Here is a 14,246-nt window from a genome sequence, read left to right on the forward strand (position 1 = left end):
GAGTGATTAACCGGCGCCTGCCGGTAGCCGCCTTTCACCCCGAACTAAGGTCGTAGGACACTCGATGAAAGGTCGCTGGCAGGACGCGTTCCGAAGCGATCAAATTAGGGCGTTAGCGGACGGGCGGCTTCACGGCTGCAGCTGCTCCGAGATCCGCTCGAGCAGCTGGGCACGATCGGCATCGGCGAAGCCGATCACTTGGCGGGCAGGATAGTCGGTGGGCGGCGACGACGGATCGCGGGTCACGGTGTCGCGCAGGCCGTACTGGTGGACGCGCATGATTCGCGCCATGGCGCCGACGAAGCCGACTTGCGCCTCGCCGGCGGTGGTTTCCTTGCGCAGGTAGCGCGGGGCGGCGGCGCGGAGGAACATCTTCTGCTGGCGCACGGTGCGGCGCAGGCCGGTGACGCGATCACGAAGCCGGCGGGTGCGGATCTTGCCGCTCTTCTTGAGCTTGCGCGGTTCCATCGCGCCGCCGTCGGGCTCGACGTTTTCGTGCATGCGCGCGGCGTTCGCCTTCTGCAGATCCACGGCGACTCGGGTCGCCAGCGCCTTGCGCGCCGCCGGCGACATGCGCTCGGTCAGATCCGCGATCGCGTGATCGAGCGGCGTAAAGTCGCGGAATGTGTCGTCGGCCATTAGCCGATTCGCCCGACCAGGCCGGCGATCGGCGCGCTCTCCTCGAGGAGGGGCGTCGGCAGGTGGGTGAAGCCGTCACCGTTGCGCTCGATCGCCTCGTCCAGCTGCAGCGAGACGAGGATGTCGACCTTGCTGTCGTCGAGGACGTCGATCTCAAAAGGGATCACGGCCGAGGCGTCGGTCGGGCGGAGCAGCAGGTTGGGCTGCTCGCGCGCGAGCCATTCGACCAGGGCGGCAAACAGCGTGTCGGGATCGCCGGTGAAGTCGAGCAGCAGCAGCGAGAGCTCGTAGCCATATTCCAGGCGGGCATCGGTGCCGACGCCGTTCGACTTCACATGGCCCTTCGCCAGCCAGATCTTGAGGGCGTGCGGATCGCGCGCGAGATCCGGCAGCGCCGCGGTGACGGCGGCGCGCAGGCTGTCCGGCTTGCGCATGTCAGCGGGAAGCGGCCGGGCAGGTGCCCGGCGCGTTCCATTCGATCAGGCGCAGCAGGCGATCCCGCGTGTCGCGCAGCGCCTTGGCGACGCGGATCGTGGCCGAGCGAACCGTCGGCGGCATTTCCGCGGCGGCGTCGAGCGGGAAGCCGGCCGGTGCCGGCGGGCACTGCAGGAGCTCGGCCGGCGGCGTTTCCTTCACCGGCACCGCGACCGGCACCGGCTCGGCGATCGGGACCTCAACGGCTTGGCGGGCGCAGCCCGGCAAGGTCGTTGAGAGCAGCAAACCAAGGGCGATCGACGCGGTTCGTGGCGGCAGCTTGGGCATCGGCGGTCTCCATGCGCAGGGCGGCGTCGCGCGCGGCCTCGGCGGCGGTACGGGCAAGGGCGGAATCGGCGGCGGCCTTGGTCTCGCGGGCGCGCATGGCGTCGGCGAGCAGCTGGGCGGTCTCCTGGTCGGTGCGGGCCTTGAAGGCGACCGCGGCGGCGACGGCGGTGCGGCAGCGCTGGCCGCGGGCGAAGGTGACCTTCACCGCCTTGCCGTTGCTGTCGACGCGCCCCTCGGCGCCGGCGTCGAACGGGGCGCCAACATTGGCGCAGGTCACCTCCGCCCATTGCGCGAGCGCGTCGCGCTCGGCGCGCGTCTCGCCGTACTGGACGTAGAACCAGGCGCCGATCGCGGCGACGGCGAGCAGGGTGAGCCACTCGCGCGCCGCGGCGATCGCGGCGAACAGCTTCCTCACGGCAGATCCTTTCGGCAGAGGTCGCGCTCGGCGCGGCGGCGGTTGACCAGGCCCTGCACGACGCGACCGCCAGCCTTGTTCCACATCAGGAAGGCGTCGCACGCGCCCGACCAGTCGTCGGCGTTGAAGCGGCGCGCGACGGTGGATCCGCAATAGCCGTTGGTGCCGATGTTGTAGGCGAGCGAGATCGCGGCGGCGAGCTGGTTGGGATGGCCCTTGAGCGCCGGCGTACAGGCGAGCACCGGCGCGGCGTGGGCGGCGAGCTGGCGATCGAGGCGCAGTTCGCAGCCGGCGGCCGTCTCGACCATGCCGGGCTTCACGTTCGCCGTGTCGCCGTCGCAGATCGTCCAGACGCCGACGATGTCGCGGTAGGCGGTCAGGTGCTGCTTGCCGCCGCTTTCCCAGCCCGAGACGAAGGGCGCGACGATCGCGGCGGCGGCGATGCCGACCAGGCCGGCGAGGCGGGGAAGGCGCGTGCGGGTACGGGTGGCGGTGTCGCTCACTTCGAATCCTTTCGGGCGGGGAGGAAGCGGTCGCGCAGCACCGCGGGCAGGCCGCCGGCGACCTCGGCCGCGGCGGCGATGAAGCGCGGCGTCGCCTTGTAGGCGATCATGCCAGCGGTGAAGTTCACGCCCTGCAGCACGAAGGGGTTGAGATCGACGGCGGCGCCGATCGCGCGGGCGGCGAACCACGACACGATGGTGCCGGCGGCGAACTGGACGAAGCGCTCGATCCAGCTGAGCCCCTTTTCGTGCGCGAGCCCGACCAGCGAGCCGAACGCACCGGGGGTGAGGCCGATCACGAAGGTCTGGGCGGCGTCGAACCAGTCGGGCGGGATCTTCATGGCGTCAGTCCCACAGCTGGACGAGCTCGATGTCGGGCGAGCTCGTGGAGGTTTCGGGAAGCGTGACGACGGTGCCCTCGGGAAGGGCGACGCCGATCGCCGCCACGCCCGGGTTGAGCGCGAGGACCTGGTCGACGGCGGCCGAGCCGCCGCCGGTGGCACGCCACACCAGCGCGTCGAGCGGCTCGCCCGCGAGGGCGGTAGCGGTCGCCATCAGATGAGCCGAACCTTCGTGCGGCGCTTGCCCTGGATGTCGCGGACGCAATGGATCGCGATCCGGCGATGATCGTCGGCCGGGCTCGCCTCGATGCGCTCCCGCTCGCGACCGCCGTCGGTGGCGGACAGCTGGTGCTGGAGGTCAACGAGCTCGGCCGCGGTCGCGGCGCGCACCGCGCGGGGATAGAGCAGCGCGAGCTCGGCGGCGGGAACGCGTGCGGTGCCGGCCGAGGCGAGATCGGTCGCGCCGGCCGCTTCGCGCTCGATGCGCCAGTCGCGCAGCTGCCGGTTGACCGACAGCATGCCGCCCTGGACGGCGTCGCGCAGACGCGGGTCGGTGATGGCGGTGGTGAGGGCGAGGATCTCGCGCGTCTTCGCCAGCGACAGCGGCGGGTACCAGCCATCGTTCGGGATCTCGTCGCCGACCGGCGCCGGCGCCGGCGCTGCAGCAGAGGCGGGCGGGGTGGAGACGAAGGCGGACATGGCGCGATCCTGAAAGGTGCCGCTAGCGGGGGGTGAGGAGCGATCTGGGGCGTGGAGCTATGCTCGGCCGTCGATCGACACCGCCCCCCGAGCGCTCGCGGGACGAGAGGGTGAACCGACCTCCGGAGAGGGCGGGAAAATCGACACGATCAGCCGCAAACCGAACGAGGCGTGCGCGGGACGGCGAAATGATTGCCGCGCAGCCGGCGGTAGACGTTCAGCCAGAAGGCGATCTCCAGGCACAGCACCACCACGCCGCCGAGCAGCATCAGCACGACCAGGAACAGAGCGGCGAGAAGCAGGAAGCCGATCATGCTTCGCCTCCATCGATGGCGGCAAGCTTGCGGATCTCGCGCTCGAGGCGCTGGGTTTCCTTCTTCACGCCGCAGCCGGTGTCGAGCTCGAGAGCGCGGCGCAGGTGCTTGAGCGCCTTCTCGAGCGCGGCGCGCTTGCCGCCGGCGACGCCGTCGGCGTCCGCTTCCATCGCGTCGGCGATTCGCGCCATCTTCAGGCCGAGCGCCTTCTCGAGCTTGGCGCGGACCTGGTCAGGCATGTCGTGGATCTCGGTCAGATCGTCTACGCGCCGGAGCACATCGAGATTGAAGTCGAGGTCCTGCCCGAACGCCTTGAGCGCAGCCTCGGCCGTCTCTTCAGCGATCAGTGTGCCGGCAGTGCGGGTAAAGCGCTCGGGCAGGGTCAGGTTGTGGCGCAGGACATAGTCGGCGAGCGGCAGCGCCGCCTCGTAATCGCCGACGTCGATGCGCCAGATCAGCATGTGGGTGACGATGTCGTCCTGGGCGCCGCCCTTGCCGTCGTTATCGGCGGCGAGCACGCCCTCGATCCACGCGTCGTAGGCGGGCAGGAGCTCGCGCTTGAGCTCGATCTTCTTCTCGGTCGACTGGATTTCCTTGAGGCGACGAAGATCCACGCCGAGCGCCGCCCGCTGGAGCAGGTACTCGCCCTCGGCCGCGCTGGGTCGGGCAGCTTTCGCGATCGGGGCCGACCCCGTGCGCGCGGCGGCGCGCGCGAGGTGGCGCTTGGCGGGGCTCATCGCCATCGGATCAAGCCTCCTCGGCGAGCGGCAGGATCTCGATATTCTCGACCATGCAGGCGAGATCGAGATCCTCGACGACATAGCCCTCGTTGGAGGACTGATAGTCGGTGACGCGGTTGTACTGCGGCTCCTCGACGATATGCCGGCGCCGCTTGCCGTTCTGGTAGTAGAGCGACAGGTTCTTGAACGGCGTGATCAGCACTGCGTTGTCGATCATGAACGGCACCTCGGCCGCCTGGCGGCCGCCCAGGCGCTTGGACGACATGATGAGGTCGCGGGCGATCTGCTCGGTCGGCTTCTCGTCCTGGTTGATGAGCGGGAAATACTTGTCGTGCAGCAGCCCGGCGCCGCAGATCGCGACCAGGTCGGTGCGGCCCTTCGCCCAGCTGGGCAGCAGCGACTGCACCGCGTCCCACACCAGCGCGTCGACGGTGGCATAGTCGCCGCCCTTGCCGACGGTGACCTTGCCGGCGACCTTGCCGCCTTCGTCCATCACGCGCGCCTGGTTGAAGCGGCGCAGCTGCTCGAGCCACCCGATGTTCACGTCCTGGAGCAGCGTCTTGGCCGGATCGTGGTTCTTCGCCACGCTGGTGCCGTTGAAGCCGATCATGATGCGGTCGAGCTGGATCCGCTCGAGGATCGCGCCCTGGATCCGCGTCTCGAAGTCGGGGAACTTGGCCCAGGCGTCGAGCTTGCCGTACGGCAGGTAGGTGTCGAAGTTGGTCTGGGCGAGCTCGTAGCCGATTTCGTCCAGGCCGGTCGGGTCGACGGGCTTGCGGCGATCGCCGGCGCTGGTGTCGGTGCGGTTCGCGATCGGCCCGCCCATCGTGATGCCGATCTTCTCGCCCTTGAGCTCGTCGACCGGAAACACGTTGATCTGCGAAAGGAACGCGCTCGATTCCTGGGCTCGGGTCTCGAGCTTCTGCTCGACCGACGGATCGACGGTGAAGGTCTTGTCGACGCGGCCTACGCCGTTGAGGGTGGCGATATTCTCTTCGTAGGCGGTGAAGAGCTCGCGGGTGTCGTTGCGCATCGTGGTCTCCGGGGGCGGCGAACGGCCGCGAGGGGGCGGTGGGTGGCGGGCGTCAGAAGTCGGCGCGGGCGTAGTTGCCGCGGCCGTCCGCCGGCGGGCGCCGGCTGCTGCTGCCGTCGGTGCTCTCGACCGATGCCTGCAGCGCCTGGTGGTCCTGCTCGAGCTTGCCGAAGCGGGTCAGCAGGCCGTCCATGCTGGTGCTGAGCTTCTGCAGGTTGGTGGCCATCGCGCCCACCTGCCGACCGAACTCGTTATCGTTGGCGGGCTCCGGCGGGGCGGGGGGCGCGGGCGGCACCGGCGGCGTCTCCTCCTTCTTGCCGCGGCCGGTGAAGAACGCGACGATGGTGCCGATCGCGCTGGTGACATCGCTCGGCGGGTCGCCGGCGGCGTCGCCGGTGAAGTCCAGGATCACGCCGTCGTCGACGGCGCTGAAGAAGTTGCCCGGCGCCTGCTTGCGCTTGGTGAACGGATTGGCGTCGCCGGCGCCGGCGGCGAACTGCATGATCTCGGTGCCCAGGGACGCCGGGCTGTCCGTCATGGCGAGGCCCTGCAGATACGCCTTGCCGCTGTCGGCGAAGTTCGGGTTGATCTCGATCGACGGGTAGAGCTTCTGGCCCTTGGCGTTCAGCTGCACCAGATTGTCGAGCGCATCGACCTGGGCATAGAGCCCAAGGCGCTTTTCCTTCTTGCCGCCGATCTCGAGCTCGATCTCCTTGGTGGAGAGCGCCACGATGTCACCATAGGCGCCGAAGTCGCCGCCCGGCGTGTAGCCGCGGAAATGCTCGATGTTGACGCGCGCGGTGTAGGTGACCGGCACATACGTCGCGTGCATGTCGACGATGTCCTGGCGCGAGATGGTGCGCCCGTCGCAGGTCGCGCCCTCGGTGGCGATGCGGAAGGGTTTGGACAGCTTGGCCATGGTCGTGCGCGCGCTCCGCAAAGATTGGGGGGACGCGGTCGGCCAGGGGAGAAAACCGGCCGCGTCCTGAGCCCGCAAAAGGGCCGGAAGCGCACGCGGGCGCAACGAAGCGCTGTTGTAGGTCCGACCCCTACAACAGCGGGTGCGGGAAAGGCAGGCGGGTGCGCGGCTAGCGTCCGCGGCGATGATCCTGTCGACGCCCTTCGATGCACGCCGCAAGGCGAAGCACCTCTATTGGTCGGGGTACGACTGCGAGCAGATCGCGGAGGTGCTCGACATCAAGGCCACCACGCTGCGCAGCTGGAAGGCGCGCGACGGGTGGGACGAGACCGCGCCGCTCGACCGCGTCGACCAGGCGCTCGAGGCGCGGCTGCAGCTGCTGATCTGGAAGGAGCACCACAGCGGCCACGACTTCAAGACGATGGATGCGCTCGGCCGGCTGCTCGAGCGCCAGGCGCGGGTGCGCCGGCACAATGCGCCGGGTGGGCATGAGGGCGACCTCAACCCCAACGTCGCCAACCGCAACGCCGGCGAGAAGAAGAAGGCGCGCAAGAACCACCTCACCGCCGAGCAGATCCAGGCGTGCATCGACGCGTTCGAAAACGACCTGTTCGACTATCAGCTGAAGTGGCGCGGGCCGAAGGAGGACCTGCTCGGATCGAGCGCGCTCACCACCCGCTTCATCCTCAAGAGTCGCCAGATCGGCGCGACCTATTATTTCGCGCGCGAGGCGTTCGTCCGCCTGCTGGAGACCGGCAACAACCAGATCTTCATCTCGGCAAGCCGCGCCCAGGCTAACAACTTCCGCGCCTACATCATCGACTTCGTACTGAAGGTGACGGGGGTCGGCCTGCAGGGCGATCCGATCACGCTGGATCTGGACGGGGTCGAGGGGCCGCTGGGCGAGGCGCCGAAGCTCTACTTCCTCGGCACCAACTACCGCACGGCGCAGAGCTATCACGGAGACGTCTACGTCGACGAGGTCTTCTGGGTCCACGGCTTCGAGCAGATCGACGACGTCGCCTCGGCGATGGCGAGCCAGGCGCGCTACCGCATCACCTATTTCTCCACGCCGTCGACGGTCGCGCACCAGGCGCACGCGCTGTGGAGCGGCGAGAAGTTCAACCGCGATCGCGCCAAGGCCGATCGCGCGACCTTCGACATGTCGGACGAGGCGCTTCGCCGCGGCGTCGTCGGGCCCGACGGCGTGTGGCGGCAGAAGGTCAGCATCCTCGATGCGCAGGCCGGCGGTTGCACGCTGTTCAACCTCGACCGGCTGAAGCTGCGCTATGCGCCCGACGTCTTCGACAACCTCTTCATGTGCAACTTCGTCGACGACAGCACGTCGATGTTCCCGTTCGCGCTGATGCGCAGCTGCGCCGTCGACAGCTGGGATGCCTGGTCGAAGGACTTCGATCCGTATGCGCTGCGGCCGTACCGCGACGGCGAGGTGTGGATCGGCTACGACCCGGCCGAGAGCGCCGCCGGCGACGACGCAGCGCTGGTGATCGTCGCGGCGCCGAAGACGCCGGGCGGCAAGTTCCGCGTGCTGGAGAAGCACCGCCTCAAGGGGCTGGGGTTCCAGCAACAGGCCGACAAGATCCTCGAGCAGCTCGACCGCTATCACGTCACCTATATCGGCATCGACAGCACCGGCGTCGGCGCGTCGGTGTTCCAGCTGGTGCAGCGCCGTTTCCCGACCGCCAAGCGCATCGACTATTCGGTGCCGGTCAAGACGCAGATGGTGCTGAAGGCCAAGAGCGTCATGCAGGCCAAGCGCCTGGAGTTCGACCAGGGCGCCCGCGACATCATGTCCAGCTTCATGGCGATCCGCGCGGAGCTCACCAAGAGCCAGCGCCAGGTGACCTATGTCGCGAGCCGCGCCGGCGACACCGGCCACGCGGATCTCGCCTGGGCGATCATGCACGCGCTCGCCAACGAGCCGCTCGACCCCACTGACACGACCACCCGCAAGACGAGAGTGAGGACCTACAGCAATGGCAACGGCCGTAACGAGCCCGGACAGCATGGCGAGCGGCGCGGCCGGCGGCGCGATCGAAGCGCCGGACAGCGCGCGGGGGATCCGCGCGTTCCGCTTCGGCGACGCGGAGGCGGTGCTCGATCGCCGGGACCTGATCGCCTACGCCGAGTGCCGGGCGAACGGCCGCTGGTACGAGCCGCCGCTGCCCATGACGGGGCTGGCGCGCACCTATCGCGTCACCGCGCACCACGCGAGCGCCATCCAGTACAAGCGCGACCAGCTGGTGCGGCTGTTCGAGCCGACCAAATGGCTTGACCGCCGCACCTTCGGCGAGCTCGTCCTCAACTACCTCAGCATGGGCAACGGCTATCTCGAGCGGCGCGACAACCTCGCCGGCCGGCCGCTAAAGCTGGTCCACGCCCCCGCGATCCACACCCGCCGCGGCCGCGACGAGGGCAGCTATTTCTGGGTGCCGCGCTGGGGCGCCGAGACCGAGTTCAAGCCGGGCAGCGTGTTCCAGCTGTACGAGCCCGACCTGGCGCAGGAGATCTACGGCATTCCCGAATATATTTCCGCGCTGCAGGCGGCATTCCTCAACGAGCAGGCGACGCTGTTCCGGCGCCGCTACTACCAGAACGGCAGCCATGCCGGCTTCGTGTTCTACCTGTCCGAGCCGACGATGAGCGACGAGGACGCCGACGAGCTCGCCGACGCGATGGAGGATTCGAAGGGCGTCGGCAATTTCCGCAACCTGTTCATCCACGCGCCCGGCGGCAAGAAGGACGGCGTGCAGATCCTGCCGATCGGCGAGGCCGCCGCGAAGGACGAGTTCCTGAGCGTGAAGGAGACGACGCGCGACGACATCCTGGCCGCGCACCGCATCCCGCCGATCCTGCTGGGCGTGGTGCCGAAGAACGCCGGCGGCTTCGGCAACATCGTCGAGGCGTCGAATACCTTCCACGTCACGGTGATCGAACCGCTGATGATGCGGATGCTGGAAGTCAACGACTGGCTGGGCGAGGAGGCGGTGCGGTTTCGGGAGTTCGTTCCTTTGGGGAGGTGACGTGTTTCAACTTTTCGCCCCACCACCGAATTAATAGGCGGATAAAATCACTTTTATCGTGAAGTAAGGACGTTTTGTTGAAGGTGAACAGTTTTTTACATCCATCGTTCACGATGTGACGAACTCCGCCGCTGTCTACCGCGACGAACCTGTCACCGACGGGTGTAAGGATCACAACATCGCCACAAAACATGTGCTTTGGCGCAAGCGCCTTATACTCAAGACGCCTGTCGGAATGTCCGTCGGTGAGTCCCAGCGAGAAAACAGTGACGGTAAAGACAAGCACGTGCCATGCAATGATCCCCGTCGTGCGAGTGAGGCCAACCATCTTCCCAAAAGTAGGCCAGATTTGAACTGCCCAAAAAAAAGGTATAATGAAAAGTTGATAAAACCCGCGCTCTACATCTAACAGTACCTCGAAAATAAACGAGGTGATAAGCGTAACCGTCATGAGCACGGCTATAGCAAGTATTACAAGCTTGACTGACTTTGGGGATTTGCGAAAGCGAGCTTTGTTATCATTGGCTAAGGCGTTTGCTTTCGAAGATAGCAGCCGGTGCAATGAATATGTGGCAATAGCGGGCCCGATAAGCGCAGTTGCATATATCAGAACCAAATGTTGCAATGTAACAGTGAAAAAGTCTGACGCGGAAAACATTCCAGAGATCCCGCCTCCAAAGCCAGCGGAATATCCAGCCATGTAAAGGCCACAGGTTGTTACGTGCACTAGCGGGACCGAAAGTGCGAGGCGTCCCACGAGCTTTTCAATATCCACTTGTAAGTGCCTTCCCTCGGTCACTTTATAGCTAAAACTATTTGCGGATCTGAGCCTGCTTTATGCCTATGCTGACTAGTCTCCGTAGCGCCTCCGGGCGGCTTAGCGGCTCCTCTTGACCTGCGATCCACTGATCTAGCTCGGCAAGAGCGGCGGGAGGCATCCTGACGTTGATCGGAATGGCGCCTACAGGCGGACGACCACGGCTCATGTTACTTGGCGCCAGTTATTGACAGTATCGGCTTTCTGGTGCCAAAAAAGGCAGCCCGACGCAAGGCGGCAACCTCGCGCCGGGCCTAACTCGAACCAGGGAACAGACCCCGTGGCACAAGCTGAACATCAAAATAGCAGATTTGATCCCGCGCGCGACTCCCATGCCGCGCTGTCGGACGAGGCGCTGCACCGCCTGACGCAGGTGGGCGAGGCGCTCTCCGCGATCGCCGAGCTGGCCGACGCCGGCGCCGCCGCCTCTACGGTGACGATCGCCCGCCAGAACCTCGCCAGCCTCTTCCGCCTCCTCGCCGCCACCACCACCCAAGTCGTCGACGAAGCGCCGTATCTGGTCCACTGAGGAAAGCGCCGGCCGACCGGGGTGCTTGCGAACCGCGGGAAGATCGGACAGCATCGCCCGATGGCGTTGCCGGGTTTCTTCGGTCGGCTGTTGCTGGGCCCCTCGCGTCGGATCGCGGTCGTTGTCCTGCTCGAGGTCGTCGCGATCTGCGTCGCGATCGCTCTCGTTCTGACGATGAACGCGTTGCCCGAGCGGGCAGGGCAGGGTCTGGCCGGGTTGGTCCTGGCCGGGGCCCTGATCGGCCTGGGACGGCGCCTCTATCGCGTCGTCACCGATCCCGTCGGGGCCGCTAGGACCGCGGCTTCGAACTGTCCGTCAGATCGAAGAATCCGACATCCTCGAAACCGGCTGCGGTGACGGCGGCTGCCAGTTCCTCCGTCACCAAGGTCCAGTTTGTGCCCGGCACGCGAAACATGGGGGCGGGCGGGTCGAAGTCGTCTCGCCAGCAGATTACGGGCGCCGGCTGGTTCGGGTGCGGCATCCCGGGCACCCAGACGAACGTGGGGCCGGCGCCGCTTTCCACATCGATGAAATATGCCGGCGTCGTGCGGCTGCGATCCAGAGGATTGGCAAAGACGGTCACGTTCAACGCCCGATAGCCCTGGTCCTGCACCTCGGCGGGGCAAGCGGTGCACTCAACGGGTAGATAGTCCGGGCTCGCTCCTGCGGATGCGAACGCCTGGCTCAGCCTGGTGGAGACGAAGTCGAGGCTGAGGCGGAACAGGTCCGGGCGAAAACCGGCCTCGGCAACACGCAGCCTGGGCCGGGGCAAGTGCGACCAGTCCTCGGCCGCGATCGGGCGGTGAATCTCCGGATGAAGCGGCTGCCGGGGGGCTTCCGGAGGGCCGAAGAGAACGTTCTGGATCTCCGCGGCGTTCAGCAGCTCGATCTTCGGCTTCGCCTTTCCCGCCAATGAGTCGACGCGGTTCTGGGTCGCGATGGCAGGGAGCATCCACCACAGCTTGGTCGAGCGGATCGTCATTGCAGCCGCCCCTGCCGGGCGACGCTGATGATGTAGGACCGCAGGGTTTTCTCCTCCGTAACCAAAAGCGCCATTAGGGTTTTACCCGCGGCCTTAACAGCAGCGATACGGGCCAGCGCAGCATCCACTCTAGCGTTGTAGAGAGGGTGATTGCCGGAGTGATAGGGCAGGTTGAGGCCAAAATTGGGCGGCGCGATCCACGCTGCCAAGTTTGCCGGGAGCGCCATCAGGTTTTCGGGCCGGTCCAGCTTCCAACCCGCTGCCACCATGGCCTGCTGGGTCGTAAGCGGAAGCTTTGCGACGCCGCTGAATGTCAGCAGATGATGCGCCACCCAACTGCGATTGCCCTGCTTCAAATTGACCGCTGCTCTTGCGCGAAAGCTGTATGTGGAGAGCGCTGGATCTACTTTGGAAGCGCGTCTCTCAACAGCAACCGGGGCGAAGACGCCGCCGCCTGATGCAAGTGCTGCATCGACGACGGCCCGCACCGCCCGCATCGCATTCCGATCGCCCCGCGTCGCGAGGCCGAGAGTGCCAGGGTTGTCGCGCTCGAAACGACCGATCGCCTGCGCCACGTTTTCGTTGGCCGGGCCGGAGAACGGGACGCTGAAGAACACCAGCGGCGCCATGTTCTTCCCCCAAACATATGCCCTTGCCGAGAGCAAATGCGTCGGATCCTCCCTATTGAGGCTGAAGCGCTTCATTGCGGCATCGATCTGCGCCCACTCGGCAGATCGCTGCAGCATCTGAAGCAGGACGTGAGCGGAGGGGATGGCGCGCCCGCCATTGCCGGGCCGGACTGCGCCGCCTGCTCCAGATTGCAACGAGAGGGGTGAGGCTCCCGCTTGAGCCCGGACCGCGGCTTGGGGCCAACCCGCTCCCGTCAAGATCCGACGGGCCGGTTCCGTGCCACCTGCTAGCGCACCGAGCAGCGTCAACGCGCCGTAAGGAGGCGAAGCCGGGTTGCTCAGGCCGTCACTTGCCGAAGCGATCATCACCTCTGCTCCACTGGCTATTTGACGCGAAGACTATGAGCGCGAGGTTGAGGTCGCAAGTGCCTATGCCCTGGTGAGACCCGTGCGAGCCCAGGTCGAGGGCTGCGGACCTCGACCCCGCGCGGCGCGCTTGCCCCCGCGCCTCGCCCCCGGGCTTTTGGGGTCGGTTTTGATGCAGATAGAACGGTGATAACGCGGTCGAGAATGGCTGAAAACGGGGGCTGTAGCCGCTTTTCGACAGCGCGCGCGGTCCACCGCCCTTTGCGATATGATGCACGCTGTTGCGCTGCGTTTCCGCATACGCGGCGGTCGCGTCGACGCGGCACGGTCCGTGCCCCTCCCCCTCGCCGAGCATCGGGGCGGCGCAAGCCGCCACGCTCCGACAGCCGGGTCTTGGCGGTCGGTGGGAGAGGGTGGGCCGTTTCGGCCTGGGGGAGCATCATGCTGGAGCATGGTCTCGCGTCAGCGAGGCCATTCCTTCTCTCCTTGATCTTACAGGGCCCCATTCCGACCGCTTGGCGGACTCGCCCTCCAAACAGAGGAGCGAAGGCCGCTCAGCGCCTGCGCAAGGCTTGGCGTTTCCACTGCCTCCTCGATGCCGGCATTGGCGCTGCTGCCACGCCGGGCGGCCGTAGCGTCGGCGCGCTCTTGGCGCTTGTCGCGCTCGATCGCGGTCACGGCGCGCTGAGTCGCCTCGGCCGCTGCCCGCGTCATCCGGCCGACGGCGGCGGCAGCCTTGGCGGGCATCGACAAGAAATAGGCGTTGGAGATCTGCTCAACATACTGCCCGCCGGGCCTTGGGTTCGGCACCGGGCGTGTTCGCCGGATCCAGTCGAGAAAGCCGTGGCGCTTCAGTCTGGCGATCGCCTTGATCACGGTGCTGCGCGATCGGCGCAGCTGCTGGGCCATCCAGCCATAGGAGGGGTCCAGTCTACCCGTCTTGTGCGCGCGCAGGCGAAGCATGAAGCGCAGCACCTCGAGCGCGACGTGGCCCAGGTCCCCGTTGCGCGCGCCCGGCCGCTTCGTCTCATGGTCGAACGCCTCGGCTGCGCGCATGCGAGCGTTGTTCTCGCCGCGGCTGAAGGTGTTGCATTCGCCCCAGCGGCGCATCTCGCGCTCGCCCTGGTGGTAGCTGTCGCGGCGGACGAACTGCCCGGTGCGGGCGCGATCGCGCTGCTTGGTAAGCCGCGCGCGGGTGGCGCGGATGGTGTGGAGGGTACGGGCTTTGGTGGTCTTGGAACGCGGCATCGCGTCGGCTCCCGGGTGGAAGTCGATGGGGCGCACGGCGACCTCGCCCGAAGCACGCTCGGGCGGCGCTGGGTGCGAGTTGATGCGGTCCTGGAAGGGGCAGGGAGTTCGGCGCGAGTTCGGCGCAAGCCGCGCTCAGCCACGGATTTCTGCGGGTTTGCGAGGCGTAAAGAGCGGCCGTCTCAGCGCAGAAACCGCGGAGATCGGCGCTGTCGTTTTCGTTCACACCGCAGGGGTCGCTGGTTCAATCCCAGCCGCGCCCACCA

Annotated in this window: 19 protein-coding genes; 3 read left to right on the forward strand and 16 right to left on the reverse strand. The window is 66.9% G+C overall.

Annotation, left to right across the window (positions count from 1 at the left end; genetic code table 11):
• Positions 1–129: 129 nt before the first annotated feature.
• From ACBY01_RS14495 to ACBY01_RS14550, 12 genes are all read right to left on the reverse strand, one after another.
• Positions 130–639: a phage virion morphogenesis protein gene (locus tag ACBY01_RS14495; RefSeq protein WP_416461644.1), complete on the reverse strand. Its 510-nt coding sequence runs from the start codon at positions 637–639 to the stop codon at positions 130–132.
• Complete coding sequence (locus ACBY01_RS14500) at positions 639–1,073, reverse strand: phage tail protein (RefSeq protein ID WP_416461646.1); 435 nt, start codon at positions 1,071–1,073, stop codon at positions 639–641. Before ACBY01_RS14500 ends, ACBY01_RS14495 begins: the two co-directional genes overlap by 1 nt.
• 1 nt (position 1,074) lies before the next feature.
• Complete coding sequence (locus ACBY01_RS14505; RefSeq protein ID WP_416461647.1) at positions 1,075–1,401, reverse strand: hypothetical protein; 327 nt, start codon at positions 1,399–1,401, stop codon at positions 1,075–1,077.
• Entirely contained in the window at positions 1,313–1,816 is a 504-nt protein-coding gene (locus ACBY01_RS14510) for a hypothetical protein (protein WP_416461648.1), read from the reverse strand. Before ACBY01_RS14510 ends, ACBY01_RS14505 begins: the two co-directional genes overlap by 89 nt.
• Positions 1,813–2,319, reverse strand: a complete 507-nt coding sequence (locus tag ACBY01_RS14515) for a lysozyme (protein ID WP_416461649.1) — start codon at positions 2,317–2,319, stop codon at positions 1,813–1,815. Before ACBY01_RS14515 ends, ACBY01_RS14510 begins: the two co-directional genes overlap by 4 nt.
• The gene (locus tag ACBY01_RS14520) at positions 2,316–2,660 is read right to left on the reverse strand and encodes a hypothetical protein (protein WP_416461650.1); all 345 of its coding nucleotides are present in this window, start codon (positions 2,658–2,660) and stop codon (positions 2,316–2,318) included. The genes ACBY01_RS14515 and ACBY01_RS14520 overlap by 4 nt, the downstream gene beginning before the upstream one ends.
• A 4-nt stretch (positions 2,661–2,664) precedes the next feature.
• A complete protein-coding gene (locus ACBY01_RS14525; RefSeq protein WP_416461651.1) occupies positions 2,665–2,874 on the reverse strand; it encodes a tail protein X in 210 nt (69 codons plus the stop codon).
• Positions 2,874–3,359: a head completion/stabilization protein gene (locus ACBY01_RS14530; protein WP_416461652.1), complete on the reverse strand. Its 486-nt coding sequence runs from the start codon at positions 3,357–3,359 to the stop codon at positions 2,874–2,876. Before ACBY01_RS14530 ends, ACBY01_RS14525 begins: the two co-directional genes overlap by 1 nt.
• Before the next feature lie 149 nt (positions 3,360–3,508).
• On the reverse strand, positions 3,509–3,673 hold the full coding sequence (locus ACBY01_RS14535; RefSeq protein ID WP_416461653.1) for a hypothetical protein: 165 nt from the start codon (positions 3,671–3,673) through the stop codon (positions 3,509–3,511).
• The gene (gpM, locus tag ACBY01_RS14540; protein WP_416461655.1) at positions 3,670–4,416 is read right to left on the reverse strand and encodes a phage terminase small subunit; all 747 of its coding nucleotides are present in this window, start codon (positions 4,414–4,416) and stop codon (positions 3,670–3,672) included. The genes ACBY01_RS14535 and gpM overlap by 4 nt, the downstream gene beginning before the upstream one ends.
• A 4-nt stretch (positions 4,417–4,420) precedes the next feature.
• Entirely contained in the window at positions 4,421–5,446 is a 1,026-nt protein-coding gene (locus ACBY01_RS14545) for a phage major capsid protein, P2 family (RefSeq protein ID WP_416461656.1), read from the reverse strand.
• Positions 5,447–5,498: 52 nt separating this feature from the next.
• On the reverse strand, positions 5,499–6,365 hold the full coding sequence (locus ACBY01_RS14550) for a GPO family capsid scaffolding protein (RefSeq protein WP_416461657.1): 867 nt from the start codon (positions 6,363–6,365) through the stop codon (positions 5,499–5,501).
• Positions 6,366–6,549: 184 nt separating this feature from the next.
• Here ACBY01_RS14550 and ACBY01_RS14555 point away from each other — a divergent pair, with 184 nt between their 5' ends.
• Together ACBY01_RS14555 and ACBY01_RS14560 are read left to right on the forward strand one after the other, a co-directional pair.
• Positions 6,550–8,661, forward strand: a complete 2,112-nt coding sequence (locus ACBY01_RS14555) for a terminase large subunit domain-containing protein (protein ID WP_487247713.1) — start codon at positions 6,550–6,552, stop codon at positions 8,659–8,661.
• Positions 8,555–9,409 (forward strand): phage portal protein, encoded by an 855-nt coding sequence (locus ACBY01_RS14560; protein WP_416461659.1) that lies wholly within the window; start codon positions 8,555–8,557, stop codon positions 9,407–9,409. The genes ACBY01_RS14555 and ACBY01_RS14560 overlap by 107 nt, the downstream gene beginning before the upstream one ends.
• On the opposite strand, the gene ACBY01_RS14565 is transcribed toward ACBY01_RS14560, so the two are convergent.
• The gene (locus ACBY01_RS14565) at positions 9,348–10,109 is read right to left on the reverse strand and encodes a hypothetical protein (protein WP_416461660.1); all 762 of its coding nucleotides are present in this window, start codon (positions 10,107–10,109) and stop codon (positions 9,348–9,350) included. The two genes, ACBY01_RS14560 and ACBY01_RS14565, sit on opposite strands and share 62 nt — an antisense overlap.
• Before the next feature lie 397 nt (positions 10,110–10,506).
• Here ACBY01_RS14565 and ACBY01_RS14570 point away from each other — a divergent pair, with 397 nt between their 5' ends.
• Entirely contained in the window at positions 10,507–10,755 is a 249-nt protein-coding gene (locus ACBY01_RS14570) for a hypothetical protein (RefSeq protein ID WP_416461661.1), read from the forward strand.
• Between the two features lie 289 nt (positions 10,756–11,044).
• On the opposite strand, the gene ACBY01_RS14575 is transcribed toward ACBY01_RS14570, so the two are convergent.
• From ACBY01_RS14575 to ACBY01_RS14585, 3 genes are all read right to left on the reverse strand, one after another.
• Positions 11,045–11,737 carry a hypothetical protein gene (locus ACBY01_RS14575; RefSeq protein WP_416461663.1) on the reverse strand — a complete coding sequence of 231 codons (693 nt, stop codon included), beginning with the start codon at positions 11,735–11,737 and terminating at the stop codon, positions 11,045–11,047.
• A complete protein-coding gene (locus ACBY01_RS14580; RefSeq protein ID WP_416461664.1) occupies positions 11,734–12,441 on the reverse strand; it encodes an AHH domain-containing protein in 708 nt (235 codons plus the stop codon). Before ACBY01_RS14580 ends, ACBY01_RS14575 begins: the two co-directional genes overlap by 4 nt.
• A 783-nt stretch (positions 12,442–13,224) precedes the next feature.
• Positions 13,225–13,980: a hypothetical protein gene (locus tag ACBY01_RS14585; protein WP_416461665.1), complete on the reverse strand. Its 756-nt coding sequence runs from the start codon at positions 13,978–13,980 to the stop codon at positions 13,225–13,227.
• Positions 13,981–14,246 lie beyond the last annotated feature (266 nt).

Origin of the sequence: Sphingomonas mangrovi, assembly GCF_047975845.1 — a bacterium.
Taxonomy (GTDB): Bacteria; Pseudomonadota; Alphaproteobacteria; order Sphingomonadales; family Sphingomonadaceae; genus Sphingomonas.